This window comes from Novipirellula methanifontis (genome assembly GCF_052161655.1).
In the GTDB taxonomy this organism is placed as follows: Bacteria; Planctomycetota; Planctomycetia; order Pirellulales; family Pirellulaceae; genus Novipirellula.
This window is the reverse complement of the sequence record NZ_CP197418.1, coordinates 4,477,920-4,504,726: the sequence shown is the minus strand read 5'-3', so window position 1 is coordinate 4,504,726 and position 26,807 is coordinate 4,477,920. Positions and strand designations below refer to the sequence as shown.

Below are 26,807 nucleotides of genomic sequence, written 5' to 3'. Positions count from 1 at the left end.
ATCAAAAAATGGACATTATTGCTGGTGTGCGATACCCAAATGGCCGCGGTGAAACATTGCACTATGGCCTAGCCGATGTTACGCTCGACAACAGAGTCTCTTTTGAAACACCATTTATGAGCGTTCTCTCCGTAGTATCATTGCTTGGCGGAATGATTGTCACGCACAAGCATGCGTCTGTAAAGATTGCATTTCCACGAGCCGTCAAATCCGAACTGCCGAGAGGCGCCAGAGCAATCGATGAAATATTTTGGGCCTACGGAGATCCACCGATCAAAAAATCTGCGGTACGCTCACGGTACTGAGAAACACCCCAATGTCTGCACCGGAGTCTGCCGCGATCGTTTTCCTCAATGTTTACGTCCCACGGGCCAACCCGGTGATTTTGAATGTTCGTCGATGAAGGTGCGACTATCTACACGATACAGAAGACCCTGATCTGGATTGCAATCCTCGCCGCTTTCCGATTCATTTACGCCACGGAATCCACTGTGCAGCTGACGCGTATCACTGAATCGCGCGTATTGAATGCCAACGCTGGGCCTGTTCTCGATATTGCGATTTCGCCCGACGGATCTAGAATTGCGTCGGCACACGATGGCGGAAATGTCTCGTTGTGGGACGCGGAAACGGGACGCAAGATCAAAGAATTTGCCGCCCACGATTTGCAAGCATCCGCTGTATGTTTTGCTCCAGATGGACGCACCCTGTCAACGGGCGGCGCGGATTACAAGGTGAAGCTATGGGACATACACAACTTGTCGATTCAAAAGACGTATGAAGATCATGACGACACGATAATCGCGATCGAGTTCTCGCCAGATGGCGAGACGCTGGTTTCGACCGGTGGTTCTCACGTGAAGCTGCGCAATCTACTTAATGACAAAATCGTTCGTGATGTCTCTACCGGTGACCACGCCGTTGCCTTTTCTCCTGATGGATCGTTGCTCGCGCTACCCACAGGCCCCGCGGAATACTCGCTGAACGTATGGGACGGAAACGCCACACTGATTCGTCATGAACTAACGGGGCATGATAACTTCATCAACGATTTTGTGTTCTCGCCAGACGGAACGTTTCTCGCGTCCGTCGACAACGACCATATTATAAAGCTGTGGGACATGAAATGCGGATCGTTGATCCGGAACCTGACCAAAGCGAAGCACTTTGCTTTTTCCATCGCTATCTCCCCCGACGGGAAGACGTTGGCGTCGGGATCAGGGATAAACTACTTCGGAATTACATTGTGGGATACAGAATCCGGCGCCGCGAAAACGGAACTCAAAGGGCACACTGAACTCATTGGTTCAGTAGCCTTTGCACCTAATAGCAAGACACTAGTTTCGGCGAGTCTTGACGGAACGGTTCGACTTTGGACACTACCTGCTAAATGACACTACAGATCACGAGAAACCATGGGTTAGACGCGGAGGACTCGAATGCGTCGTTGGGCAGTGGTTGCTCAACCGCTCGGCCCCGGTCAATCCGGCCGTTCGTCGAAGAAACAAAAAAGCAATTCCACATTGCAGTGACACAATGAAATGGAAACGTAACGACACAATCGTCCGGCGATACGCCAAGCAGAAAGCCCCCGCGTCGCTGACACTCGAATTGCTTGATGATGGCATCTTGCCCAACACTTACGACGATTCTGGGCAAACGCTTCTACATATCGCGATTCAATTAAACGAAGACGCTGCACTGATCCTGATTGACGCTGGTGCTGACCCGAATGGCGACAACCCCAAGCGAGATGTTGGGCCGCCAATCCACACCGCTGTCATCAATTATCGGATTTTTAAAGCTTTGATCGACGCTGGTGCTGACATATTTCGGTTGACGAACGCTCAACGTAACGTGGTCGATTCGACAATGAAACAAAACTGGTTCAAATATGGTAAGGACTTAATACGAGTCCTAGAGTTCTCACTGAACGCAGGCGTCGATCCAAGCGCATTGAACGAATACGAAGCGTGTGCGCTTGATCAAGCCGTTGACGTGGATTGGCTAAAAAAGGTTGTTGAAACTTTCAGTCAGTATGGATACGAGTACAATCAACCACCCACCGGCGGAGGAGCTTGGTGACCATACTTTTAAAGAACCGACGTACCAAGTCGTGCACCCGACTACGGCACCGTGCCTTTAAAAATGAAAACTCTCCTCGCCGTACCCAGTGACGGCGGTCGTTATCCGACTGAGCTTTATCTTGGAATCTGAGCCGTGACCGACCAAGAACGCTACCTGAAACTCTGCCGTGAGCACGGCTGGCTCAACGAAGACAATCTCGAGCTTTGGCCGGAGGCCCCAAGCGAGCGCACCGCGATGGCACGCGGGCTATTCGGGTTGGCGTTCGTTACCGCATCTGACCGCTTGTTCCTGGATTTCAAGACTGCTATCGGGGCTGAGAATTTAGCAGCCGAACCGGATCTCGACGAAGCAAAGCTTCTGCTGGGAGATTTGACTGACACGCAGAAGAAGGCCCTGCTGATGGTTGCCGATGATTTGCTTGACACCGCTGCTTATCTGGCGATGATTCGCTTGGATCGCTTCGACCACGGTCACATCCAGCTGCGATTACTAGAACGTGACGAGGACGGTGACATCGTTCCTGATTCGTACATTGACATCATTTCCAACGAAGAAAACGAACTTTTTCAGGATGCCCTGCAATGGAAGGAAGATTTTAGCCTTGGTACGGATATTGGTCGTCGTGAACCATGCCGCTACTAACGCATTCCCGCTATAATCGCCGATAAGCATGCGATGGTGACGGAGCGGCGGTGGCACGTAGCTTCATCCGCTTGCAAGTCATTCGCGCCGCCCGCACATCACTATCGTTATCCGACTAATGTACCTCAACGCTAACCATTGTCACCATCACCATGCCTTGGGTTTGCCCTTCCTGTAACGCTGAGACCGAACTTGGCTACAACATTTGCACCGAATGCAAAACGCCGCGTCCCGGATCGGAGGACGAGAGTGCCGACTTCACGTTGGCAGACGACAATCCCATCCGCATCGCTGGTGACTTTTTGGCATATATGGCGTTCCTGATGGTCGCCGAACTGCTGATTCCGTACCTGATGTCCCGCTTCCTTGGCGTTCCCATTGTGCTTGGCGCGTTTATCGTGTTTACAGCTTTTGGCGTCTACGTCTATCTTTGGTCTCGACGCGACTCCTGATGTTCAGCCCGAACAAGGCGAATAACCAATGCGTTGGACCGGAGTGCTCAACACAACAGTATTTTCACAAGTGGTCGACCGTCCGTTCGCACCTCGGTCAACGCTACTGTTCCCCGACATAAGCTTCCTCACTTTTCTCATGTCGCTAACCGTTTTTGATCACGAAAATCTCGCGTACTACAAATCGGTTGCCGACCCAGCGGGCCCACACCAACTCGGTGGCGATCCCCGTGAACTTGGTATCACGTTTCGACGAATCAAAAACGTCGTCCATTTGGTAGGCGTTTTGAATACCGACGATCCTGCCGTAGCTTTTGTTCCGCAAGCTCTAACCAGACTTCCCTTGTGCTACGGATTTCGCTTCGCCTCCAACGGCGGAGACTTCCAATATGCCGTTGAGAGTGACACACGCGTCAGAATTCTTCCAGACATGACCTTCAGTCATTCAGGGATATTGGAACGGATTCGCTGGGGAGGGTTTACTTTGCTTCTTCGGCTTACTGGGCTGGTCAAATACGATCACGGACATCAATTGGACCCCGATTTTCCGTACGTTGGTCACCCGGACACGTTTGCAAAATCGAAGATTCGTTTCGAACGCCAACCATACGACCGCGAAAACGCGGAAGACGCGCTCAAGATGCAAGGCGTTTTCGGACTCAAACACCTATCCGAGAGCGAAATGCAACGTGCCATCAAGATCGGATTGTCAAACAACGGATATGTGTCTGATCCAGAGCTTTACCACGACATGGATTGGACAGATCAGGAGAAGGTAGAGAATCTCGGGAGATCCCCGTTCTACCAAACAGCTCCATCAACAACTTGTGACAACCCGAAATGCCCATCCGATAGATATGAAAACACCGCGAAGGTTATTGCGTTGCATGAACCAGATGACGACATAATGTGGGGAGACGCCTACGTGCAGATGATTTACACTTTGTGTAGCAAATGCAATTGCATCAATGTAACGAATCAATGCACGTAGACTGCGGCCCTATGCGTTGCAACAACACCGGGCTTGCAAGGTTTCACGAATGAAAAGTTAACTGTTCGGGCTCGCAGATCGCTACCGTTCGCCCAATTAAATATGAACACCTACGAAAAGTCGCTTCTTCTTGCTGAGCATCTCGAAGGCTTTCGCAAGTGGAGCTACGAATCACTCGCGGCGGAAATTGACCGTACGGCCAGTCAACATGACTGCCTGAAGTGCTTCGACGGAACTTTCGACGACGGCACCGAATACTACATGGAATTCAACGTTTTTTGGGATGACCGCAAGGGCGGCGACGTTAGAGTCTGCGGCGACATCAGTACTCCACCGCTGCCTCCCATCCAACGCATACTCTCGTTTCAAACACCCGATGCCACAGATTCGTTTATAAAGGCACCAGACGGCAGTTTTGTCGGCGAGTGATGTTACCCTAGACTCCCTGCCACCAGAATGAAGAGCGGCGAACCATGGGTTGTTACGGAGCTAGGCTTGCGGGCGTTTCTTTATACTTGCATGTCAAACCTCCCGGCCCGAGAAAGCCTGGCCGTTCGCCGACTGAAATGTTCGTTTCCGAATCACAACACCGTTACGCGACTCGCAACGTGAATCATCCCGCCACGACCGGAACCGCAAAACAGCTTGACCGCGTTGCAGAAAATGCTCGCGGCCGTTGGCGATGGACGCACCGTCTCGCGATTTTCTGCGGAGTCACGGGATTGGCATTGCAGTTAGCGTTAGGCCTTTGTTCCACGATTTTATTGCCCGCTCCAAACCCCGGCGTTGCTGTCATGTCCGGGTCCATTATTACCTGCACTGCTTTTGCGATAGTCGGTGCGAGCGCCGGAATTGCGGCTGATGTGCTGCGACGCTTTGTCGAGACTCGACGTGCAAACTCAATTTTGGATGTCTAATTGGCTTGCTGTCGATGCACTACCATCGGAACATCAGATCACAACGTCCTTGACCCAAAAGCTACGGGAAACCACGAAGTGCACCGAAGCACGTGAGTAAGGTAAATTGGCCATCACATCCTCCACCGACAGTGCTCGCTGAATTCAACCGTTACCCGACCGCAGATTCGAACTATCTAACTTTGTGAACACGCAACGACAGCGGCAGCCGCTTTACATTCGTCTTGCTATCGTTTCCGCCACAACTGGGATCGCCGGGTGGCTTACATGGATTTTCGGTGCGTCGTTCGTCGATCCAAACACGCACGCAAGACTGCACGATCTGATGCCGGCCATTGGCTCGTCAATCATGTCGGTTTGCTCATTGATGTTCCTGCTGGTTGCCGTTTTCACTGTCATTGATTGCGCACGCACTGGAACATTCAATTGGATGCACGCAGTCGTACTGTTCTTCGCAGGTTGCGTTACGGTTGCGGCGGGCGTTGACGGTGCTTACCCACGCTGACCATGATTGCTGGTATGATGCCGCCACTACCGCGGCTTTGGATCATCGTTGATTGACTTACATTTTGTCCTGTGGCAATTCCGTCCTGCGTCGCTCATTCGCGATGATTTGCGTGATTCGTGGGCAAACATTTTGGTGCGGTATTACGCCACGGATCCCAATGCACGTGCCGCGGACTTGATCACGGTTGGCAGCGCGGGGTGATGCCAGGTTAGAAAAGTCGCCTAGGAGCCGATTGCTCTAACATCGCCCGCTGACAATGTCGTCGCTGGTTCTGAGACAATTCGGTGATCCATTGGAGAGAGATCAAATATTGTGACACCCCAAGGTGAAATTTGTGGCAAACCTTGAACACAAAGCGTATCCTAACATCCGAGCGAAACCGTTCTACTCACCCGAAGCCGCCGATGTCGCGTTTTTTGAAATCAGAGTTTTGGGCGATGACTCGCTGACCACCAACGTTCTACAAATAGATCATGCGTACGCCCATAATTATCGCGATGTTCGTCATCGCGTGTTGCACGCTTCCTTTCTCACGACCGGTGCCAACGGACGCCGAATACAAACTACGTTTCTTGTCTCATCTTCAACCGGAACAGATCAAGGACCTTCGCTTTTCGTATCACGGTGCGGTTGGCGGACAGTATTCGATCGCGAGATTCAAGGTCGATGCTGATGCGATTTCCCAAATTCGAGTCAACACGCAACACGAAGACATTTACACGCCTCTCGAAGGGAATACTGCCGATGAATTTAAGCAGAGGATCGCAATGTGCGCTGGCGGCGGTGCGATACCAAAATGGTTTGACTTTCCTTTTGACAGATCGCTACCTGTATTCATCGACAGCGGCGGCTTTACTGAAGAGCATCCTGCCTATTCGCACGAATGGTACATTGATGAGGATCAGGGTATCGCATACTACTTGATGATGGAGGGGTGATGACCACGCGTTTCAGGCGGCATTGCTGAAAGATCGGTTGCGACGAAGGCTGCGATCTGGAGTGGTTGATCGCCCTGGCGGCCACCCGCTGAACCGTACCGTTCTGCCAACAATTAGATTTACCCTCACACGTTGCTCGAAAAGTCATGGCCGATGACTCGCCCGCATTTCGCCTGCGACACGCACGTCGTTTTCATCTCCAGCGACTTTATCATCGCAATCGCGCCCGATTTGTGATCACATTGTTAATCGCAACGTTTGCGATCTCTTTACTTGCGTTTTGTGCTGCGATTACGTTCTACGCTTTCGGCTTCACTTCGAATTCTAAAAGCCCGGGACTTGTAGGAGGACCTCTTGTCGTAGCGTTAGCAGTGACATTTGGCGTTGGTCCAGCGTACTGGCTCCTTCTTCACACTTATCGACCAAAACTTGATTTCTATGCGGGTTCGATTTACGTTAACGACGGGTCGCAGTCACGCTCGGTCACGGATGCAGACGTTGTGACTCGGACGTCGCGCCGTCGAGACTCTTTCTCCACTACATTGCCGGGAAAAACATGAGGGGCAAAAAGATGCGAAATGTGTGGAACTGGCTCAGCAACACGGTCACCCCAGATCTAATTTTCATTTTTTTGCCAAACATCTTTTGCCTCCAAGACGATCAGCGCGGTCGGATTGAACAGCAGGTTGCAGAGTAAACGGAGTCGCTGGTCAATTCTCCTCTGTTCTCTCCGTTTCCTCCTGTTCATTCATTTCCCTCTTGCGGCGAATAGCCCATGCTCCAACCTACGCGGACAAATCTTGCGCCGCCGATCGAACTCTGGTATCCTTTTGGTGTGCACATGTTCTGAGGGTCGGGTCGACACTCGCACCCAAACGGCAAGAACCAAGTTGTGCACCCGAGTCCTCGAAAATACTTCGCCTGATGGTGGCTCGTCCGCTCGGACCGAGTGACCACCGACGTTATCCCACCGAAATCACGCACAATAACTCACGCGATCTTTAGTGCAGGACCGTGACTGCCCAATTCAACCCTATCCGAACTCGCCGTTTCTGCCATGAACCCATTTGCCGGTCCAACACTTGTCGCTTGCTCTACCGCTCTACTAATAGCTGGCGCGTATCATGATCATTCAGACACAGGGCTTTTCCTCTCCGCCTGCGGTGCGGTCATGGGCTTGCTCGGATTGTTTTTCTGCTTTCGTAAATCGGATACAGGTTCGTCCAGTTCTAAGCACGACTAGCCGACCTTTGGGATCAAGCGTCAACCGCACGGCTGTTCAAATGCCTGATTCGTTCGCGGTCCGTTGCTGCTTGCCGTTCTCGATTCGCTACAATTTGCTGATTGGGCGGGCATGACAAATGAAATATGCCAGCAGGAAGGCTGGCGAGTTGCCGCTTGGTGACCGCGATCTAATTTTGATTGATCTTCCACCGCTCTATCGGGACATCTTTGGGCAGATACGGGCATACACATCGGTTGCGGTCGGGTACACCGACGAGTCGATGGAGAACTGGACTGTCGCGATCGGCATGGGCGGCGTACCACCGGATGCACCCACGTCGTCGAGTCGGGCGGATTGACAAAGCAAACTAAAAATCAACTCGCGATTTGCTACTTGATATCTGCTGGCTCACACCCAGAGAGATCTAAATGTCGGACGACTACAAACGTACAGAGATCATCAGGGGACACGTTTGGTAACGTGGTCCATCTAAACTGCGGGGAACCATCCGGTTCTATGTCGTCCAGCACAAATCGACGGAACGCGCTGGACCACGACATGCCTCTGCTGCACCGGGCATCGCATGCTAGATCGTGTGCAATGTTGGTTGCGCAAAAATGGCGTGTGCATCGCGATGTCGTATTCGATCGCTTGCGTGATTACTGCGGTGTTGACCTAACCAATGGACCGACTTTGAATGAAATCGCCGCTGCAATCACTACACTTGAACGCCTGCGTTTCAACTGGCGGGACGAAACCTAGTGACCGAGCGACGCATGTGACGGGATTTGCGGGCGTTCGTTGCGCTCGATATGGTTGGGTCAACGCCGATAGCAATGGTTGACGTCCACTCCCCCGGAAAACGTCGGGGAACCATGCCATACACACGAATCGCGGCTTGCGCGCGACCGAGAAAAGTAGTCGTGCCACATTTCTTTAGCCTTCGCCAGAAGGTGGATGCGCCGGGTTATCCACACTCGCCGTGAGCGTAACTACCAAACAGTGTCGTGGTCCGTCCTAGCGTCGGAAGATTCGCAGTGTCAAAGCGAGCTGATCTGAATCGAGATCGACGTTGAAGTTGCCGGCCGCGCCTGCTCCAACTGTTTCAGTCAGGCGGGTGTTGGCGTTGCCAAGGTCCGTGCGTCGGTATCCGAAGTCCATTTCGACATTTGACAACCGTTTGCAAGTCAACCCGACACCGAACTGATAGGCCACGTCGTCGTCCTCTTTGGCGCTCGAAACTACACCGTCGGTCGCGGTGAATTCGAAATGTGACCAACCGAGCCCGCCGCCTGCGTAGACTTCAAAATTTTCACTGATCGGTTTGTCGAGCCAAATGTTGGTAAACCCGCTCCAGCGATCGGTGAATTCGCCTCGGTAAAAGAAGGGGACGGGAGGCCCTGGGAAGCTGTTAAGCGTGAACTGGGTGTCGTCCATGAACATGTATTGCGATTCCAATCGAACCTGATAGTCGCCCTTGTCCTTTTCCAATCCGTAGCCAAAGCTAAAGCCTTCGTTCTGCTCGTGTTCGATGCCAGAAGCTTTGAAGTCTCCTGCCGTGTTCAGCCCGGAGCCTTCCATCGAGAGGAAGTCGCCGATCACGGATCCGGAAACGTAAAATCGCTTGCAGTCCTGGGCGGAGGCCGATGCCATGCCTGTGATTGAAATCAAGAACGCGAGGAGTAATTTCTGTCCGAGATGCACGTCCGAATCCTTCCGGTGCGAGTTTGCAGCGATCTGCAATGATTGTGGCGGAACGATTCTCCGCTCATTCCTGTAGTAGAGTTTTCGGACGTATCGAACCTCCGGGTTGTATGAATCATTTGCTCACCTTAGGACTCGAATGATCCGGTCATTTCGAACAATCGCTACGACCGGCAGGGGGGACATACCAGGTGGCAGGACTTTTTTAAGGAAGGAGACGACGATTATGATCTGGATGTTTCCCATTACAATTCAAAGTGGAAACCGCCGAAGGGAGGTTGTGATGAAGATTCGGCGGCGACGCATCTTAACGACGCTATCAAAGACGCTTTGCTATTCATACGACAACAGGATGGCTTCAATTTTCCTTTTCTTGCTCGCAACGGTGCGTACTTCGTAGAGGAGCATGAAGGTCGATACGGATGGCCGTCCTACGACGCAATTCGAACTGAAGGCCGGTGCAGGCCGCAAATCCAAATGGGCGGGGCACCAACCGATGCAACCGAGCGGCGAAGTCGGGCGTCTTAAAATGGACAATCAACCGTCGCCGCCGGCTGATCAGTATCGTTCCCCCGAACGAAATGATTTAGTTTCAAATCAACGGATACAAACAATGCGACGTCAAGCGGTCGGCAAGTCAAATGGAACCACCGATTCACACAGATGAACACGGATGCTTCGTACATTAATCTGTGTCCATCCGCGTTCATCTGTGGTTGCCTGAGAGGCCGGAAGTCGAAAGTTTCATCAAACCTGCGGTGCCATTGCTGTGTGTGTGCGACGAGCCGTAGTACAAACCGTTTTGATCTCTCGGACGCCGCGCGGTACACTTGGCCCATCGCTCGCCAGTGTGATGGTCGGTGTCCCTTCGAAAACGATGTCGGGGAACCATCGAATACACGGCAGATCCGGAAGTTAGTAACGAGGCCATCACATCATCATCCGCCGGAACGCCGTGATCCGGGACGTTCCCCCGACTGAATGACAATGACCGAGAAACCTGTCCAAGCTGGTGACGCCCAGGAAGCTATTCGGCTTTTTCGCAACGCCGTCAATAGAATCCGATTACTGGAACGGTCGGCGATACCGAGATGGTCGGATGGGATGACAGCCTGGTTTGCTGACGAACGACCAGCTGAGGACCGCGATGAGTTCATCTTCTACGACGAGGGCGAACTACAAAGCTATCGCGAAGCGCGGGACATGTTGTTGCGGTCTATCGAGCTGAACCCGTACTTCCCCGACGCACACTTGCTACTTGGCAATGCGTTTCAAGCGATTGACAAAGACGTGGATTTGATGCTCCGTTACTACAACCAAGCGATACTGCTCGATCCCGACAATGATGAGTTCCACAACGCACGCATGGCACATTACCTCTCGACGGGTGACCTCGACTTGGCGCAGCACGACTTGGAGCATTTAGAACGACTACAATCTGGATACGCCGAGTCCATGCGTGAGCACTACGACAAAGCCAGGAGTGGCGGGTAGTCCTGCGACGATACGGGGCGACGGTGGTCGCCGTTTCGTCTGCTTGCATGCCCACTGCCGCCGCCCGCAAACCTCTACCTTTCCCCGACTGAAATTATCGTGACGGCATGACCTCCGCACATCTCGTTTGCCACGATTGCCAATTAACGCTGCACCTCGGCACAATCAAACACGCCGCTGACGAGAATCGGATTGGTTTTTCCCACGGGAAATATTCACCGTCGGAATTGGCGGCATTGATCGAAGCGTTTATCGCTGTACATCTTGAGCACAATGTCGAGACCAACGCCGAGCAAGACTTCGACACGCAAGATTGGTCGCGATATACTGCACTTCGGCCAATGCCGACGGTGCCAGCCGAGTTCGCACCCGTCGACACGATGACTGTTGGCCCCATTGTGGTTCGCATTGAACCGCACGACGGGCCATCCAATGACCTGTAAAATCACAGCGACGGTCAACCCTCACGTGCAGCGGTGCCGCAAACTGAGAGAATGGGGCGTTATAAGCTTTTTCTCGCGTCCCCCGTGACACGTGCCACTATCGGACAATGACCACGATGAGTTTGGAGCGACGTGAACAACTTGAACGCAAGGCCGGACGACGACTCTCTGTTGCGTTTCGAAAAGTCATCAAGATGTCGAATCCAAAGGCTATTGATATCGAGATGTTCTGGCCACCGGACCACGACGCCATTAACTTCCTCGTACAAGCCGATCGCCGCGACATTGACTGGAATTTCACTATACCGACCGCTCATTGGCAAATTTCGAGCGACCCAGAAGACACCTTCCCGTCTCACCTTCTCACTGATATCCGCTCATTCTTTCGATCGACCTGGAAGAAAGTCTGCGAACAAGGGAATTCTGAAGCGCGAGCGTATCTAAGGCTTCACGAGAACGATGCGGCAATTGATCTTCGCAACGGTCGTCAAGTCAACGACCGCGATCGAACTGACTACGTCGCACCAAATAGAATCCCGTTCAAGAAGACAAAAGGATCCACGAAGCGAAAACGCCGAGATGGCGAAGTGATACGGCGAGGAACTTCGCTGGCCAAAGTGAAGAGAGAATACGGTGTAACCGACGATCCAGATCCTAAGGTGCAGGGAAAGTCGCAGTACTATTGGCCTGATCGCGGAATGCGGATCGGATTCAAGAACGGAAAAGTAGTATCCGTCATCTACTTTGCCCCATTTCCGGATTTAGTGGGTGGTATTTGGGTCGGTGCGCACGCTTGGGAAGTCGATGCATTGCTCGGAACCGCCAAGGATGAGGGTCACTTTTGCACAGGACGTGTCTGGCAGTATGATGTCAAGGGTTTCATGGCCGTTGGTTTCGACAAACAAGACCGTGTGCGATCAATCGCCCGTTGGACCCGATAAACACGACAATGCACGTGAGTCGCGTTTTCAACAATGGTAGATCACTCGCGGCGGCCGCGTGATCGCGACCGTTATTCGACTGAAATTCAACTTTATGGGAGACCGAATGCAATGAAGCTCAACAGCTGGCATGTAGCTACGACATCTCGCAAGACTACTGGATACGGATCTGGAATCGTTGTAAATGGATACTCGAACCTGGTCTCTGGTGTTGAGGCTGAAGCTCGACGAACTGTCGAGGCGAAGTATGCCGACGAATGGAACGCGGCAGGTTTGGTTCGCCGCTGGAAACTACAACGCATGATGAACGTCGAAATCAAGGAACTCGTCGCCGAGTTGATGCCAGAGGTTTCACCGGACGCTATCTTCTAATGCGGATCCTTCGCCCGATTACGACACGTGCTCAACACCCGCACGCGAGGTTGATCCTAAAATCACGTCCTCTCCTCGCCCCTTGCGATCCCGAACGTTCCGCGACTCGCTTGCGGTGGCCTCGTATGCCAAGGTAAGCACCTTTTGACAATAGACTTGACTATAGACGGTCCGGAGTTGACCGAGGCTTTGGCCAACTTGTCATTTGACGGTCAGCGCCAGGACGGAACGTGCCTTCATGCTACTGGCAGAATCCGTCGTTCATCAAACAACCTTCGCGTTGATGTCGCCAAACCACACTCGATGGTTGCGCGGTCGAAGTTCAGCCACGAATCTCACAAATAGCGTGTAGCTCCCAGATTCGTGTTTATTCGTGAGATTCGTGGCTTGTCCCCCTGTTGCCAGCATGGCCGACGATTGCTCGACCCTTCGCGGGTTGGCTTCGTAGCGCAGCACAAGAGGATCGCTGCCGCTTGGACGTTAAGATTTTGTGCATTGCTTCGATCAATTTCGATACTTGCAATTGCTGCCTAGCGATGCAGTTGGAGTGATGGGCTGGCAGCAGGTTCTCGACTACGCGAACATCTACAATGGGGCCAATCATCCGCTGACGTTGCTCGGACGATCCGCGGAACTTGCATTTCCGAATCGCTCGCCGTTAGAATCGTCGTTTCAACACAAACCGAACACTTATCGCATCACAGTCGCGCATAACCATGTCCTTCGCGCGAAGGAGGGCATAAGCTATTTGCAAATGGAACCCCCATTTGCCGTCCTCGATGATGTCCGCTGTTCGCCCACGAAGGAAACTCGCTTGTGTCATCTGGACCTAACACAGCCGAACCTCGTTCTCAATGCGAATCTCGCAGCGTGCAAGTTGAACAACAAATGCGGCAACTTTGAATTCCAGGGCGACGCCGCTGGCTCGTCAACGAATGCTTTTACATCGGTCATGTTTCTCGCGAAATTAATGCTTCCGATCTTGCAGAGAAGAATTTCCGCACGGGCAATGACGCTTATGCACAACCGGCGACCATGTCGCACGAAAACATCGTTGCCAACCTTCAGCGTCGTTGCCGCCTGTCACAATTTTTTGGGTCTCCAATACCTCGACGAGCAACGATCGTCGGACGCCGCAGCCGAATTCGATGAGGCGATCAAATTGAGAAGGGATTTGCGGCGACTATTTCCTTGGTTCATCGCTCGTTCCGATCGACGACACTGAGACCACTTATCGCAACCTATAATCGCGTATACCCACGCAAGGCACTCGATCGGGAGAGCAGGGTAATCTGAAGCAGCAAAACCAACCGCGCTCCCCGGCCGATTGCAAGCCGTTCGTCGGCTGAAATTAAACCGAAACATGGTGACCCTGATGTTCCTACGTTGTTTACCCTGCGTCTTTGCATTTGCGTTCGCATACAGCAGTGTTGCGGATGAGCCGGATTTCAGCAGCACGCTGACTCAAGAAATCGAGCCTCGCTGGGAGAACGCCGCGCATGGTTCGTTGCTATCGCTTGCCCTCTCTCCAGACGGAAAGATTCTTGCAAGCGCGGGAACACTTCCAGGAAATGCATCAAGTTTTGGCGACCTCATTGTGAGGGCAGTGAAGCGACGCGTCCCGACGGGAGGTGTGCAACTGCGGCGAACGGAGGACGGACAAGTGATGGCGGAAGTCAACAATTTGTTAACGACTGTTCGGCATGTTGCCTTTTCGGCCGATGGAAAGACTCTAGCGATCGCCTGTGGCAGTTGGACTGAGCCGGGGAAACTTGTTTTGATCGAGTCCGCAACCGGAAAAATATTGACGCGTCTTTCCGGCCATTCGGGTTGGGTCCACAAAGTAGCTTTCTCACCCAACGGAAAGCAAATAATCAGTTGGGGATCAAAGTCGCCGCGATACGACGAGGTGCGTGGTGGCGAAATTCGGCTGTGGGATGCGGTCACTGGCGAAGGCCGAAGGATCTGGTATTCGGATATACATAATGGCTGTTCCGTCGCATATTCACCCGATGGCCAACATTTCGCCACCGTCGGGGGCGATCGTGGATTGGTGACATTGTGGGATGCGAACACCCTTCAGCCCAAATTCGCGATGGATGGTGGCAACTCGTGGTCTGGAGGGCTTGTTTTCTCCCCGGATGGAAAAACGCTGGTTGCACGCGAGAACGGTTGGGGAACCATTCTGCCGCATCGGTACGACGCCAGACTGATCATCTGGGATGTTTTAACTGGTCAGGCAACGCAAACAGTGAACGTCACAAAATGGTGGCCCGAGCGAAGGACTATCAATTTTGGAGAGCTTGCGTTTTCGCCTGACGGTAAGTTATTGGCCGTGCCGCTGGGAAGTTGGAATCGAGGTGGCAAGTGGGCTGAACTCAAACTGCTGAACGTCGAGCAGCCCATGGAAGTGAAAACTGTATTCGCAGCCGAGCAGCATCACCCCGCAGTGAGTGCGGTTTTTTCTGACCGTGGGCGCTTGTTGATTGCCGCATTCGGCAGCGGTGAAGTTAGGCGGTGGCGTGTAAAGAGGTAATTGGGCCAACTCAAACACCGACTGACAATTGTGCGCAGTGTCGCCGCGTATCCGGCGGAATCTGAAATCAGCCGGCAACTCAGTAGCTGCCAGTTGTTTTTTCCGCCGAGACAAGCTCGGGCGGAAGCATCGTTGACGATCCTGAATCTCTTGATTCGATACCCTACGAGCATGCCGGCAGAGGAACGCAGTCTCGCCCGCTGGCGCTGGGGGAGATGATGTACTTGCTCGTGTTTCGGAATCGCGTTTGTAAGACAGAAAAATTGATGTGACAGAAAAATTGGAAAGCCGGGACGTTCATCGCCCCATCTTCCTCCCTCCATTTTCCTACCAAATCTTTGTTGCCGGTGTGGCTGGAGAACTGGGGTGCGGCAACACACGGCTGTCACTGAATCGGACTTATTCAGTTCGTGTCTTCCACCTGACATTGGCAGCGATCGCTGTCGTCGCTACTGCGGCTAGATTGCGTCGTTTGTCGCCTGGGATTTCGACCCTTGGCAATTTCATCATGCGGCGCTCATTCGCGATAATTCGCTTGACTCGCGGGCAAATGCTTGGATCCGGATCAGCCGGCGTGAGCAATACGAGGTCAAGTTGCCGCGCAGTCAAATGGAACCACAGATTCACGCAGATCGACACAGTAGCGTCGTGCGGTAATCGATGTCCATCCGCGCTCATCGGTGGTTACCTTAACGACCGGAATTCTTGAGTTTCGTTCAAACCTGCGATGTCATTGGTGTGAATGCGGCCGAGTCGTAGTTCAAGCCGCTTTAATCACTCGTAAGCTGCGAGGTAAACTTGGTAACATTAAATGGTAGAATAAGGCCGCATCGACACACCCAAATGCAAACGCACGTAAGCTTCAAGCGGCAATCGATGAAGTTAAATGGTGATATAAAGTACGCATGAGACATTGCCCTGAAACTTACCGCGACGGTCGCAAATCAAATTCTGTGTGTGAATACTGTTCACGTATCCCTTGAGCCGTCCCAAGACAAGAAGCAATTGTGAACGAACTCGCGAACGTAGACGAAGGACTTGTGCCATCGAAAACATTGAACTTCGACCGAAAGGCACGGCTGATCCTGCTGATCAGTGTGTGTTGCGTCGGTTTCTTGATCGCGGACGTCGCGACGCCCACCTGCTTCAAGGATGCGATTCCGGCGATGCTAGCTCTGGGTGTCGTGACGGCACAGCTGACTGTCATCTGCGTGTGGGGGACCTTGGTTCGTGGCACGTTTTGGATTCGACTTCCGCGGACTTTGCTGCTGCTCTTGCTTTCCTGGTGCGGCTTTGCGTGGGGGATCACGATTGAAAATGGAAAACCTGATACCCAAGCAATGCTTTCGACGGCTGTGCTTTGGATGTTTGGGTTCATCACCAGTTTTGTGCCATTGAAGATCGCTGCATTGTGCTTTCGATGGAAGATTGTCCAATATTCAACAGGCGATCAAAAAGCGGATCGAAACTCCAACTACACCACTGGTGACATCATGATCGGAACGATGTTATTAGCGTTATCAATGGGGATCGGGCGCGCGATATTGCCGGACGAGGAGATCAGCTTCACACGCGCCTTGCAGGCGAGTGCCCTCAACCAGCCTGAGCTATTGTTTGCGATTACGATGTATGGGATTGTCAGTCTACTCGTGAAGCTGCCCTGTATTTGGATCTCGCTCGGAGAAAAAACAGAGAAGATTAAATCTAGAATCATCTTGTGGATTGTCTACTGCTTTGTGCTGGCGATTATCGAAATTGGGCTGCTGATTGCAGTGCTCGGGAATCCAGGAAGCGGATCTGGAGAATTTTTTGCGGGCATGATCATCAGTCATCAAATCATGGGCGTGATCATGTTGGGCATATGCCTCGCGCTCCATGGACTGGGCTATCAGCTGGAGAGGTCTCTGAGCAGGCAAGCGAAGCACGAGATGGAGGATAAATTCCATGCCACCACTTCACTTCCCGAATCTGGATCTGTTTGAAATAGACAACGTTGTCGGTGCCCGTAACTCGAGAGTTGGTTTCACGGTAGGATACACGCAACGAATACGGATCTCCAGAGAATTGCATTGAAGTGGCGGCGGCCGTGCTTTTCGAAGTAGATGATTAACTCCTGTCACCCCGTCAATTCCAACGTCATGTTATAAGAGGATGTCCATGGTTGATCCGGCAAAACTCAAGGAGCTACGTCAGCTGACAAATGCTGGCTTAGCGGATTGCAAACGTGTACTCGATGACTCAGGCGGCGATCTCTTCGCTGCTGCGGTTTCAATACTGACTGAAAGCGACGTAAAGGAACTGAAGCAGAGCATGCTGGTTCGCTCAAGTGCTGGCCAGTCGATTAAAGACCCCGTAACCGATCGCGAGCGTCAGCTTATTGAAGCCCTTGAAGCACATTTCATTGGCAAACGAACCCGTCCCGTAAATATTGGCTTCCTGTTTGAGACAACTTCACTGTTTCTGGTCGATTCACAATTCCGGGTTGCGATTATGGACCAACCGGAAAATACTCTCAAAACCGTATGGAACACACTTGCGTCTGACTCGAGCAGGCAAGCATTTCCAAAGGTCACAACCGTCGAGACAAAGAAGGTTCTTTCAACCCTCATCACGATGCCAACTCCAGAGTCAGAATGGGAGTCTGACTACGTTGTGCTTATGCCCCCAAGGCGACGTCTAATTTTTTCATCGAGTGCGAGAGTTATTGCAATCTATAAGCGGACAAAGCGTCCAGACCGCGGAGTCGCCAACATAGAAGAGATGACTGGTGCCGGTAAAAATGTTCGAACACTCCGCCACTGGGTTCACCAGGACATCGAGTTCACGCCACGTTGCCTCGGTGAAATTACGTTTGCAAGTCAACTGCGAGAAGTGACATAACCAAGCGACGAACGCAGAGTGGCGAGGTCTGATTGTCGAACAGGTGCGAAGTGAGTAGACAGGATTCCCGCGAAGCCCGCCGAGGGAAGACGATCTCACCCGCGGGCGATCCCGGGGCTGGGCGACATGCTGTACTCGCACGCGTTTCGGAATCGCAGTTGTAAGACAGAAAGATTGATGCGACAGCAAAATTGGACAGACGGATCGTTGGGTGCCCTATCTTCCTCCCTTCATTTTCCTACCAAATTTTTTTTGCCGCGTGGCAGAAGCACCGGGATTCAAGAACATGCGGCTGTCACTGAATCGGACTTTTCCAGTTCGTATCTCCCAGCTTACAATAGCATCGATTGCGGTCGCCGCTACCGCGGCTAGGGTGGTATCGAAGTAACCGATTTTTGGGCCAATCCCGATAGGGATTTTAGCAATTAGCCGGTGGTTTGAGCGTAGCGAATACCACCGGTAAACATGAAGCATGTTATGCAATTGAACCTGACGGGGTCACAGACAACCGGGCTGCGACCCCTCGGGGGTCGAAAACGTTTTCGCATTCTCGATTCCGCAGGTGGCGCTTCGCTTACCTACGGCTAATGTCTTTGATCCCTATCGGGATAGAATCAAAAACCATTCGTCACGAAATGTCTAGGATGAACATCGCTTACGTATGGGGCTACATGATGTCGCCGCGACCGCGGCTAGTTCGCGTTGTTTGTCGCCTTGCATTCTGACCCTTGGCAATTTCGCCATGTGGTGCTCATTCACGCGCATTCGATTGATTCGCGGGCAATTGTTTGGATCCGGATCAGCAGGTGTAAGCAATACGAAAACAAGTTGCCACGCAGTCAAACTGAACCACAGATGCACGCAGATCAACACAGATGTGTTGTGCGGTAATCTGTGTCCATCCGCGTTCAACTGTGGTTACCTTCCCGACCGGAATTCTTGAGGTTCGTTCAAACCTGCGATATCATTAGTGGGAGTGCAGCCGAGTCGTAGTTCAAATCATTTTGATCTCTCGGGCGCTGCGAGGTATACTTGGCCCATCGCTTGCCGGGCCCCCCTTGGCAAACAATGTCGGCGACCCATCGCACGCACGTCCGACCCCGTGGTTAACAACGAGGCCATCACAACACCATCCGCCGGATCCTCTTGATCCTTTCCGTACCCCGCACCGAAGGCAATGAAGCTCGACGACTCACCTTTTACTAAGACATTACCGCCTAAAGAGACACCACATCAGCCGGACGGGTCTTTTGATTGGCTGCGTCAAACCCCAACTCATGATGAATTGGCGATCGGCGACGAGAAGGCAAGCGATTTGCCGACTCAACTTAACACCGTCATCGGTTCCGCTAATCAGTACGGAATCGGCTTACCTAATGTGTTTCTCGACTTTGTCAGTGACCCGACGCTTCACAAGAATTTGCGGTCTGCGAACGGTGATTACCTTGACTTGGCCGAGTCTTTGCTACCGGTGTTCGATGGCTATCTTGTGCGATTCCTTTCCGACCAACAAGGCTGCGCGTTTTGGTATCTTTTCCTGTCGCTGGATGGCTCGGACCATTGCGTCGTTTCGTCGTATGAGTATTTTGACGCGGATGACATGGACTACGAACCCGACGAGCTATCACCTGATGACTTCACCTATTTTTCCCCGACATTCGAAGACTTCTTCTGCCGGTACTGGATCGAACACGAAATGATGTTCCACCGAAGTGAAGAAACGCCACCGCCCAATGTTGATCTTCGTTTCCTGCAACTGTATGGTGGGGAACAATGACATGCACCGAAGGACGAAAGCCGTAAATGACAACCCGAACACTTCTTTCTTTAGCCCTTACCACGATTGCATTCGTCAACGCGGTTTCTGCGCAGACACCCTCTGAGCAACCTCGGACGTGGACTAGTGACGATGGGGCATTCACGGTTGACGCGGAAATCATCGACGTACGCGGAAGTACGGTCCGTCTCCGCAAATCGGATGGCGATACTATCATCGTACCGTTGGCGAAACTCAGTGAGCCCGACCGTGAGTTCATACGCAAGCGACAAAGCGAAATGCAGAAGGACCGCGTCCAGAACCGTGATCGTCGCCAACCCGCACAGAACGCTTCTCCTCTTGTCCGACGCAACGTTGCCTCACTAAATGCATTGCTCGAACCGGTGCGACAAAAACATGGCGTCCCCGCCTTGGCGGCGGCCGTTGTCCAGGGCAACCAACTGGTCGCAGTCGGCGCTGTCGGTTTGCGACAGATGGATTCCGACGAGCCAGTAACAATCGATGACAAGTTTCACCACGGATCAATATCAAAGCCCATGACCTCGATGCTACTTGGCATGCTGGTTGACCGAGGAAAACTCCGTTGGAACACGACCGTTGCCCAGGCGTTCCCCGACCTGATCGATCACATACGACCCGAGTACGCTAATGCAACTTTAGAGCATTTTTTGCTGCATCGATCTGGGTTGCCGAGCGATCGACGACAATCACCTGAACTTAATGCAGCGATCAGCGGGCTAACGGGAAATATCCTTGACCAGCGCAAGAAGATGGTGGAAATCGTACTTAAACAACCGCCGGTCGCGGCGATTGGTGAGAAGCATGTTTACGCCAATTTCGGATTCTGCGTAGCCGCCGCGATGGCGGAGGCAGCGACTGGCGAATCGTGGGAAGAGATGATGAGCGAGATGGTGTTCGCGCCACTCAAGATGGAGACTGCTGGGTTCGGTCCACCCTCAGACCCGGACAAGATCGATCAACCGCGCGGGCACATTGGCTTGGGTGTGGAGATGAAACCGGCCCGACCAACGGCCGACAATGCACCGTGCATGGGACCGTCTAGCCGCGTGCATTGTAGTGTGGCCGATCTCGCACTATTCGGGCATTTGCATCTGCAATACGGTCCAACCACCGCAAAGTTTTTGTCACGCCCAACATTTGTTCGACTGCATACGGACCAATTAAAACAAAACTACGGACTCGGTTGGACGATCAGTCATCCCGATTGGATTCCCGGCGAGCTTCATTGGCACACAGGTACCAATGGCATGAACTATTCCGGACTCTACGTTGTCCCTGCACGTAACATGGTTGTGGTAGTTTCAACAAACGCGAAATCGAGTGAGGCGTGTACCGAAGTACGAGACTTGATTCTCGGCCGCTGATCAGGCGAATCTCCACGAATCTCAATACTCGTGGTGTGGCGATGGGACTGCGAAGTGATGCCAGGTGAGTCGTGTCGGCTGGGAGCCTGATGTGTTAACAGCGTCTGCTGACAATGCAATCGGCGGAGCTGAGAGGGTGCAGGGACCCACTGGACAAGGATCAAATATCGTGACGCCAACGAGACATTGGTGGCAGACCTTGCACGCAAAGCGTATCCTAACATCCGAGAGACTCCGTCCTACTCGCCCGGCGCACGCGAGCTTAAAGCACCGGCCGCTAGAAAACTTTTCGCGCGTCCCCAGAGACGCGTAATGTTCGTTGGATGAAGTGAACATCATCCTTTACATTCCATCACTTTTGTTTTCCGTCGCGACGAAAGCCAATATCGGTTGCCCCTCACCGAATCGGATCATGATAAATCTCATTTGCAACGTTGACGCCAGATGACTGAACGCTCGCTCTTTAACGTCGCTTGTAAGCTCCTTGGCCTGTGGCTGATGTTTCGAGCGGTGTCCGCATTTGTTTGGGCTTTTCTGGCGGGACGATATTCTGAACAATTCCTACTCGAACCACCTGAAGCATTCGGATGATTTTCCGGCGCGGTCGCACTGGTGTTTGGGCTATTCCTTTGTTGCAGATCCGGTTGGCTCACCCAACTGATGTTTCGCATTGACGCACCTCTCGACTCTGAACCTGACGGATCGCCGCCGAGACGATTCATGCCCTACTCTGACGCCAACAACATTAGCGACACTTCAATGCGTGACGAACAATAGAACACATCGCAAATCCGTGCCGAATTTGGAACGCAGGAACTGCGATAGCCCAAGACTGGTGGTCACCCGATTTTGAACTTAGACGTCGAGATTGGTTTTCGAAACAGAAAGGTCTTCTCTCCGCGTACGGTGATGCTAAACCGCAATGGAACTGAGGAAACATGAACCCCTACATGCCGCCTAACGAAGATGTCGCTGAACGGCCCTCCGATCATAAACCGCAGCTCAATCGTCCTCCTGCCAAACCGATCCGCACGTTTGTTAGTACTTTCTTCGTTGCGATGTTTCTTGCTGGGCCTTACCAAATGACTGCCCCGCTACGAACTCTTGCTTGCGTCTTCGCAATCGGATTGACTGCAGTCTATGTGAATAGGGTCTACAGTCGCGAATATTGAAGCCGCCGGCTGATGCTCATGTTTTCCAATCGCAGCGTCCCCTTCATTTGATCCGATTCTTTGTTCCTACGTCCGAGTTCGAATTGTGCGTAAACACCCGTCGATTCATACCTGAATTTGTTATGATGATCTTCGGCATAGTACACTGACCGTTCGCCCCGTACCGTGCTGGCCACACAGTTGTGCTGGCCAGACATTCGCTCAGCACCCATGCTGGCGATATCCATGCCAATCAATGGAGTACGGCATCAGGTTTTAACAAATGGACAATCCCATCACCGTGCCCGCTGATGGTCACCGTTATCCGACGGAAATCGTATGATCCCTGACACGATCTCGCCGTCGCTAGCGGATTTAGTTCGAAATGAACTGGAACCCAACGAACGCGTTCTCTGGTGCGAAACACCGAAGCCGCGATACTTCACCGCGGGATCTTCCGGGACGTTCGCGTTCGCTGTGGTTTGGACGCTTTTCTCGATGTTCTGGATTGCGGGGGCAAGCGGGTTTCAGGTTCCGAAGTTCAATCGTGCGCAAGACTTATTTCCACTCTTTGGCGTTCCGTTCTTGCTTATCGGATTCGCTATGTTGTCTACACCAATTTGGTCTTATCGAAACGCGTTTAAGACCGTCTATATTCTTACCAACAAACGGGCAATTACATTTGTCGGCGGATTCCGAACCACAATCCGGAGCTTTCAGCCTCGCGAACTAACGACTGTTTACCGCAAACAGGCGTCGGATGGCTCGGGCGACCTAATTTTCAACGCCAAACAATGGAAAGACTCTGAAGGGACCAGCCATTCCGAAGAGCTTGGCTTCCTGAGCATATCGGATGTCAAGACTGCGGAACGATTGCTGAAAGACATGGTAGACTCACACCGCCGGGCAGTGATGACGAAACCAAGAACCGGCGGATAAGCATGCCGTGCATACGGAGGACGGCGTCAGGCGTTGAGAAGTGGAAACCACATTCGCCGGACCCAACAAATGCAGCGCAGGTTCGGCAGTGTGTTACTTGGCCTTGCCATAATCAATTGCTGAATCGCGGTGATTCTAACCGTTATAAGACCGAAATGCTCTACCGCCCTCACCTCTGCGCCGTCCTTATAATCGTCGTACTTTTGCTCGGTTGCAACGGTCCGATCGCACCTTCTGTAAGCACCGGCGGCCCGATCGCAGTCACGTGGTACCACCTAACCTCAGAACAATGGCGATACAAACTTGAAAGCGAAACGACCATTACCGAGTACGGATTCGATCCAGCAGGACTCGTTTCGTGTACGATTGGATCACACAATATTGTTGACCCTGTCTACGGTGATGAACCAACCGACATAGTGCACGGGATTGTTTGCGAATGGAAGATTCTCAAAAATGGCGACCTGATGATTCTCGACGATGCAGATGGGAACTCCCACACAGTGTTGCGGCTTACCGGGCTAACGCGGGACTCCGCAACCGCGCTGGACGTTGCGACTAACAAGTTCCTTCATTTTTCGCGCACCTACACCGAGCGATAAACGTCGGATTTCCATCTCGTGTATACGGAGGCTGGCATCACGCGTTCACCTATGAAAAACAAACACGACGTCCCCGGTGACGGCGGACGTTATTCGACTGAAATCCACCTCCAGGCTAAACCCATGGTTCACCGCTACCTACAGTTTGCAATGCTTCCTCTGCTGGTTTCCGCAGTTGGCTGCTCGCCTCCCGCCCCCAATCCTGGGCCGCCATCACCGACCGCTGCGTCTTCCGCCCCCATTCCTGATGCGTCCGTGCCGGACGCTGTTGGCTCCACAGCGACAGTTGATCCGTCAGTTGACGCTGGTATGATGGCCGACGAATTCGAGCAAAAACAGCGTTTGCCCCTCAATAAAGTGGAGAGATCGGATGCCGTTATCGAAACGAATCCCACGTCCAAAGATTAGCGAGATTTCTTAGTTGCCCCTATGGTCGCGCCACTCCGGCGATTAACCGTCCGTTAAACCGGAGCGGCGAAGTTGAACGGGTTTAAATCGACGGTCTTCCGTCGCCACCTGCTCATCGCAATTCGTTACCCGAACTGAAGATTCATGCCAAATTCAACTTGGAAACATCCAGACCTTGGTACATTCAAACGGCGAACTGAATACGGCTACACTGAGTGGGTTGGTGTCGCTGACATCCCCGATTTCGCTGTGTTTCGCTTTCGTGGTACACGCCCTTTTCGTGGTACGAAAAGGGTCCCGATCGCGTTCGCTTCCAACGCCAACGACTTCACCCCGTCAGCAAAGATGGCTCGTCTCGCGACCAAGGTCGTTGCGAACGGGCAAAAATTGGCAGTCCGTATCAAGAGGGCGTTCTTTCAAGATCTACTTGGCACTGGTCCAGACTCGGGCATGTGGTGGCACGATGACGAAGTTACACGGTAGTGAGAGACGATGGTGCATCGTTCTTTTTTGATGACAACGTTGTACCACGTGGTTCTCTCTTGGCCGGCCCGCTCCGCAGCGCACAGCGTACCCGTGACTTTGATTGGAACATCGAATCCATGTAGTAAAGCGAGCTGCAGCCAACGTAAGGTTTGCCCCCCTCCAAGAGACTACTGATTTAACTAGCCGTTTTGGACAACGCTGTGAAGAATTTTTTTCTAAAAGGCTCGTGCATTTTTTGCGTAGCGGAAGTCGTCAAGACTTTCGATCCACGTCGTGTGCCCCCGAAACGCTTGACGAGTTCCGCTACGAAATGCTTCACAGCGTTCCGTTGGACGCTAGCCGCGGGCATGTTTCCTGCAATATTGACGGGCCCGCGGCTAGCGCCGTCGGCTCACAAAAGGATCGACGTTTCACCGGTTTATACCGAACGACCTGCTTGGTGGTGTTGATTTGGCCAGCATATTGAGCTGAAATGAGAAGTACAAATTTGTGCACCCGTGAACTTAATCGAGTCTTTATTGAAATTAAGTTTTTCTGCTCGTGTTTTGTGCCCGTGCTCGGTGACAACAGACATTAGCCAACTGAAATAACTCGACCTTATTCCATCGAATTACCAACGATGCCACCTAATTCATACGAACCGCCTCCTACGCCGCCCGACGATCCTGGAAACCCGACTCCGATCGAAGATGACCGCGATTCGCTCGAAGCGCCAACGCTTGCGTACACGGCAAACGGCAACATTGAAGCTCATTCGGTGGTCACCTGGCTTCAATCGAATGGCGTTCGCGCCTATGCCGTTGAGGATAATTCCGGCGTTAGCCTGTTTGCTTTCGGCACGATCAGCCAATCACACAAACCGCAAGTGTTTGTTGACAAATCGGACCTCGAATCTGCTGGCGAACTACTCCGGCAGTTCGAGGAGCAACGTGATCGACGCCGCACAGAACTGGACGATAAGCCTCCCATTCAATCGGAATGCGAGGATTGTGGCGAGACGAGCGAATTCCCCGCTTCTCAAGACGGCACGACGCAAAACTGCCCGAAATGCTATGCTTTCATGGATGTCGGTAACATCGACTGGCCCGACGACTTCGACGTTGACGATCACGTCGAAACGCCATCGCCGGAACTTTCCGAAGAGGCTGCGTTGGACAACGCAGCAAGGCTTGATGAAATTGGCGACTGGCAAGATGCGATCGTCGCATACCGGAATATTATCGACCGTTGGCCGGAACACGCCACCTACGCATCAAATTGTATTTCTGCGATTCAGTACAAAATAGACGCGGCAGACGGCGAACGTCAAAACGATGACTCAGCACACGGATCGCGCACGCCTTGTGAATCGAAAACTAACCGTCTGCACCCGGCGGACCGGGTCGATACTCGACTGAAATCGAACCCACAGATCGCAATGAAGCCCGCAACGCAAAACGGACTACTCACCGCCGCTATTGTTGCGGGACTTCTGTCACTGCCTTCGACCTGGATGACCATCCGCAACACAAACATTCGGATTACACCAAACTTTGGCGGGCAACTCATCACGCCCGATACTGAATTTGCGAACCTGGTCATCCCGAGCGTCACAAACACAAGTTTTGATGTGACTGGATTGAACGGCCACGTTACATTTTTGGCTAAATTCCCGATTTGGCTGATCGTTGGCATTGCGATCACTGGTTGCCTTTTCCAAATCGCTGAAAAATTCGATGCGATTGCATTTCCGCGCATCTTACTTTGGTCAATTGCCATCAGCGCACTTGCTTTGACTGTGCTACCGCTTGTGATTGCCCTCGGTTCGGGACGATCCTCGCCTGGGATCGGCTGGTTTCTCGGCTTGGCATGTGCTGTCACGCCAGTGGTGGTACTTTGGTCAACACGCACATCCACATTGTCTGAGCGGTAACTTCAAATGAACGAAA

General features: G+C 52.5%; 27 protein-coding genes. 23 read left to right on the top strand and 4 right to left on the bottom strand.

All coding sequences use genetic code 11. The features are described 5' to 3' along the window. The first annotated feature begins 389 nt into the window (after positions 1-389). The 4 genes from SH528x_RS15955 (at position 390) to SH528x_RS15940 (ending at position 3,182) form a co-directional block, all read left to right on the top strand. Complete coding sequence (locus SH528x_RS15955; protein ID WP_442511510.1) at positions 390-1,394, top strand: WD40 repeat domain-containing protein; 1,005 nt, start codon at positions 390-392, stop codon at positions 1,392-1,394. Positions 1,395-1,536: 142 nt separating this feature from the next. Continuing rightward, on the top strand, positions 1,537-2,085 hold the full coding sequence (locus tag SH528x_RS15950; protein WP_442511509.1) for an ankyrin repeat domain-containing protein: 549 nt from the start codon (positions 1,537-1,539) through the stop codon (positions 2,083-2,085). Between the two features lie 135 nt (positions 2,086-2,220). Then, positions 2,221-2,730, top strand: a complete 510-nt coding sequence (locus SH528x_RS15945; RefSeq protein WP_442511508.1) for a hypothetical protein — start codon at positions 2,221-2,223, stop codon at positions 2,728-2,730. Between the two features lie 152 nt (positions 2,731-2,882). Beyond that, positions 2,883-3,182, top strand: a complete 300-nt coding sequence (locus SH528x_RS15940; protein WP_442511507.1) for a hypothetical protein — start codon at positions 2,883-2,885, stop codon at positions 3,180-3,182. Between the two features lie 145 nt (positions 3,183-3,327). Here SH528x_RS15940 and SH528x_RS15935 read toward each other — a convergent pair whose 3' ends face one another. After that, complete coding sequence (locus SH528x_RS15935; RefSeq protein ID WP_442511506.1) at positions 3,328-3,456, bottom strand: hypothetical protein; 129 nt, start codon at positions 3,454-3,456, stop codon at positions 3,328-3,330. 12 nt (positions 3,457-3,468) lie between these two features. Here SH528x_RS15935 and SH528x_RS15930 point away from each other — a divergent pair, with 12 nt between their 5' ends. The 5 genes from SH528x_RS15930 to SH528x_RS15910 all read left to right on the top strand — a co-directional run bounded on the left by SH528x_RS15930 (position 3,469) and on the right by SH528x_RS15910 (position 8,119). After that, complete coding sequence (locus SH528x_RS15930; protein ID WP_442511505.1) at positions 3,469-4,173, top strand: hypothetical protein; 705 nt, start codon at positions 3,469-3,471, stop codon at positions 4,171-4,173. A 102-nt stretch (positions 4,174-4,275) separates the two neighbouring features. Beyond that, entirely contained in the window at positions 4,276-4,602 is a 327-nt protein-coding gene (locus SH528x_RS15925; protein WP_442511504.1) for a hypothetical protein, read from the top strand. Between the two features lie 1,041 nt (positions 4,603-5,643). Beyond that, entirely contained in the window at positions 5,644-5,799 is a 156-nt protein-coding gene (locus tag SH528x_RS15920) for a hypothetical protein (protein ID WP_442511503.1), read from the top strand. A gap of 272 nt (positions 5,800-6,071) precedes the next feature. Next, positions 6,072-6,536 carry a hypothetical protein gene (locus tag SH528x_RS15915; protein ID WP_442511502.1) on the top strand — a complete coding sequence of 155 codons (465 nt, stop codon included), beginning with the start codon at positions 6,072-6,074 and terminating at the stop codon, positions 6,534-6,536. Positions 6,537-7,897: 1,361 nt separating this feature from the next. Further along, positions 7,898-8,119: a hypothetical protein gene (locus SH528x_RS15910; RefSeq protein ID WP_442511501.1), complete on the top strand. Its 222-nt coding sequence runs from the start codon at positions 7,898-7,900 to the stop codon at positions 8,117-8,119. A gap of 659 nt (positions 8,120-8,778) precedes the next feature. Here SH528x_RS15910 and SH528x_RS15905 read toward each other — a convergent pair. Then, entirely contained in the window at positions 8,779-9,465 is a 687-nt protein-coding gene (locus SH528x_RS15905; RefSeq protein ID WP_442511500.1) for an outer membrane protein, read from the bottom strand. A gap of 987 nt (positions 9,466-10,452) precedes the next feature. Here SH528x_RS15905 and SH528x_RS15900 point away from each other — a divergent pair. The 5 genes from SH528x_RS15900 (at position 10,453) to SH528x_RS15880 (ending at position 15,251) form a co-directional block, all read left to right on the top strand. Beyond that, the gene (locus SH528x_RS15900) at positions 10,453-10,959 is read left to right on the top strand and encodes a hypothetical protein (protein WP_442511499.1); all 507 of its coding nucleotides are present in this window, start codon (positions 10,453-10,455) and stop codon (positions 10,957-10,959) included. 107 nt (positions 10,960-11,066) lie between these two features. Further along, the gene (locus SH528x_RS15895) at positions 11,067-11,402 is read left to right on the top strand and encodes a hypothetical protein (protein WP_442511498.1); all 336 of its coding nucleotides are present in this window, start codon (positions 11,067-11,069) and stop codon (positions 11,400-11,402) included. A gap of 116 nt (positions 11,403-11,518) precedes the next feature. After that, a complete protein-coding gene (locus tag SH528x_RS15890) occupies positions 11,519-12,343 on the top strand; it encodes a hypothetical protein (protein WP_442511497.1) in 825 nt (274 codons plus the stop codon). A 111-nt stretch (positions 12,344-12,454) separates the two neighbouring features. Next, on the top strand, positions 12,455-12,715 hold the full coding sequence (locus tag SH528x_RS15885; protein ID WP_442511496.1) for a hypothetical protein: 261 nt from the start codon (positions 12,455-12,457) through the stop codon (positions 12,713-12,715). Positions 12,716-14,090: 1,375 nt separating this feature from the next. Further along, complete coding sequence (locus SH528x_RS15880) at positions 14,091-15,251, top strand: WD40 repeat domain-containing protein (protein WP_442511495.1); 1,161 nt, start codon at positions 14,091-14,093, stop codon at positions 15,249-15,251. A 399-nt stretch (positions 15,252-15,650) separates the two neighbouring features. On the opposite strand, the gene SH528x_RS15875 is transcribed toward SH528x_RS15880, so the two are convergent. Then, positions 15,651-15,929, bottom strand: coding sequence for a hypothetical protein (locus tag SH528x_RS15875; RefSeq protein WP_442511494.1), 279 nt, complete (start codon positions 15,927-15,929; stop codon positions 15,651-15,653). 437 nt (positions 15,930-16,366) lie between these two features. Here SH528x_RS15875 and SH528x_RS15870 point away from each other — a divergent pair, with 437 nt between their 5' ends. From SH528x_RS15870 to SH528x_RS15855, 4 genes are all read left to right on the top strand, one after another. Further along, entirely contained in the window at positions 16,367-17,233 is an 867-nt protein-coding gene (locus SH528x_RS15870) for a hypothetical protein (protein WP_442511493.1), read from the top strand. A 175-nt stretch (positions 17,234-17,408) separates the two neighbouring features. Then, positions 17,409-18,131 (top strand): hypothetical protein, encoded by a 723-nt coding sequence (locus SH528x_RS15865; protein WP_442511492.1) that lies wholly within the window; start codon positions 17,409-17,411, stop codon positions 18,129-18,131. 1,177 nt (positions 18,132-19,308) lie between these two features. Beyond that, entirely contained in the window at positions 19,309-19,908 is a 600-nt protein-coding gene (locus SH528x_RS15860; protein ID WP_442511491.1) for a hypothetical protein, read from the top strand. Positions 19,909-19,934: 26 nt separating this feature from the next. Beyond that, the gene (locus SH528x_RS15855; RefSeq protein WP_442511490.1) at positions 19,935-21,293 is read left to right on the top strand and encodes a serine hydrolase; all 1,359 of its coding nucleotides are present in this window, start codon (positions 19,935-19,937) and stop codon (positions 21,291-21,293) included. 1,153 nt (positions 21,294-22,446) lie between these two features. On the opposite strand, the gene SH528x_RS15850 is transcribed toward SH528x_RS15855, so the two are convergent. Then, on the bottom strand, positions 22,447-22,692 hold the full coding sequence (locus tag SH528x_RS15850; protein ID WP_442511489.1) for a hypothetical protein: 246 nt from the start codon (positions 22,690-22,692) through the stop codon (positions 22,447-22,449). 91 nt (positions 22,693-22,783) lie between these two features. On the opposite strand from SH528x_RS15850, the gene SH528x_RS15845 reads away from it, so the two are divergent. From SH528x_RS15845 to SH528x_RS15825, 5 genes are all read left to right on the top strand, one after another. Beyond that, the gene (locus SH528x_RS15845) at positions 22,784-23,383 is read left to right on the top strand and encodes a hypothetical protein (RefSeq protein WP_442511488.1); all 600 of its coding nucleotides are present in this window, start codon (positions 22,784-22,786) and stop codon (positions 23,381-23,383) included. A gap of 155 nt (positions 23,384-23,538) precedes the next feature. Then, the gene (locus SH528x_RS15840) at positions 23,539-23,985 is read left to right on the top strand and encodes a hypothetical protein (RefSeq protein ID WP_442511487.1); all 447 of its coding nucleotides are present in this window, start codon (positions 23,539-23,541) and stop codon (positions 23,983-23,985) included. 51 nt (positions 23,986-24,036) lie between these two features. After that, complete coding sequence (locus tag SH528x_RS15835) at positions 24,037-24,393, top strand: hypothetical protein (protein WP_442511486.1); 357 nt, start codon at positions 24,037-24,039, stop codon at positions 24,391-24,393. A gap of 144 nt (positions 24,394-24,537) precedes the next feature. Beyond that, positions 24,538-24,876 (top strand): hypothetical protein, encoded by a 339-nt coding sequence (locus SH528x_RS15830; RefSeq protein WP_442511485.1) that lies wholly within the window; start codon positions 24,538-24,540, stop codon positions 24,874-24,876. A gap of 622 nt (positions 24,877-25,498) precedes the next feature. Further along, on the top strand, positions 25,499-26,791 hold the full coding sequence (locus tag SH528x_RS15825) for a hypothetical protein (protein ID WP_442511484.1): 1,293 nt from the start codon (positions 25,499-25,501) through the stop codon (positions 26,789-26,791). Positions 26,792-26,807 lie beyond the last annotated feature (16 nt).

Bases quoted from the DNA above. Each gene is read 5' to 3' on its own strand.
- SH528x_RS15955 (WP_442511510.1), top strand. From the start codon at position 390: ATGTTCGTCGATGAAGGTGCGACTATCTACACGATACAGAAGACCCTG.
- SH528x_RS15950 (WP_442511509.1), top strand. From the start codon at position 1,537: ATGAAATGGAAACGTAACGACACAATCGTCCGGCGATACGCCAAGCAG.
- SH528x_RS15940 (WP_442511507.1), top strand. From the start codon at position 2,883: ATGCCTTGGGTTTGCCCTTCCTGTAACGCTGAGACCGAACTTGGCTAC.
- SH528x_RS15935 (WP_442511506.1), bottom strand. From the start codon at position 3,456: ATGGACGACGTTTTTGATTCGTCGAAACGTGATACCAAGTTCACGGGG.
- SH528x_RS15925 (WP_442511504.1), top strand. From the start codon at position 4,276: ATGAACACCTACGAAAAGTCGCTTCTTCTTGCTGAGCATCTCGAAGGC.
- SH528x_RS15915 (WP_442511502.1), top strand. From the start codon at position 6,072: ATGCGTACGCCCATAATTATCGCGATGTTCGTCATCGCGTGTTGCACG.
- SH528x_RS15910 (WP_442511501.1), top strand. From the start codon at position 7,898: ATGAAATATGCCAGCAGGAAGGCTGGCGAGTTGCCGCTTGGTGACCGC.
- SH528x_RS15900 (WP_442511499.1), top strand. From the start codon at position 10,453: ATGACCGAGAAACCTGTCCAAGCTGGTGACGCCCAGGAAGCTATTCGG.
- SH528x_RS15895 (WP_442511498.1), top strand. From the start codon at position 11,067: ATGACCTCCGCACATCTCGTTTGCCACGATTGCCAATTAACGCTGCAC.
- SH528x_RS15890 (WP_442511497.1), top strand. From the start codon at position 11,519: ATGAGTTTGGAGCGACGTGAACAACTTGAACGCAAGGCCGGACGACGA.
- SH528x_RS15885 (WP_442511496.1), top strand. From the start codon at position 12,455: ATGAAGCTCAACAGCTGGCATGTAGCTACGACATCTCGCAAGACTACT.
- SH528x_RS15880 (WP_442511495.1), top strand. From the start codon at position 14,091: ATGTTCCTACGTTGTTTACCCTGCGTCTTTGCATTTGCGTTCGCATAC.
- SH528x_RS15875 (WP_442511494.1), bottom strand. From the start codon at position 15,929: ATGAGCGCGGATGGACATCGATTACCGCACGACGCTACTGTGTCGATC.
- SH528x_RS15865 (WP_442511492.1), top strand. From the start codon at position 17,409: ATGGTTGATCCGGCAAAACTCAAGGAGCTACGTCAGCTGACAAATGCT.
- SH528x_RS15860 (WP_442511491.1), top strand. From the start codon at position 19,309: ATGAAGCTCGACGACTCACCTTTTACTAAGACATTACCGCCTAAAGAG.
- SH528x_RS15855 (WP_442511490.1), top strand. From the start codon at position 19,935: ATGACAACCCGAACACTTCTTTCTTTAGCCCTTACCACGATTGCATTC.
- SH528x_RS15850 (WP_442511489.1), bottom strand. From the start codon at position 22,692: ATGGATATCGCCAGCATGGGTGCTGAGCGAATGTCTGGCCAGCACAAC.
- SH528x_RS15845 (WP_442511488.1), top strand. From the start codon at position 22,784: ATGATCCCTGACACGATCTCGCCGTCGCTAGCGGATTTAGTTCGAAAT.
- SH528x_RS15840 (WP_442511487.1), top strand. From the start codon at position 23,539: ATGCTCTACCGCCCTCACCTCTGCGCCGTCCTTATAATCGTCGTACTT.
- SH528x_RS15835 (WP_442511486.1), top strand. From the start codon at position 24,037: ATGAAAAACAAACACGACGTCCCCGGTGACGGCGGACGTTATTCGACT.
- SH528x_RS15830 (WP_442511485.1), top strand. From the start codon at position 24,538: ATGCCAAATTCAACTTGGAAACATCCAGACCTTGGTACATTCAAACGG.
- SH528x_RS15825 (WP_442511484.1), top strand. From the start codon at position 25,499: ATGCCACCTAATTCATACGAACCGCCTCCTACGCCGCCCGACGATCCT.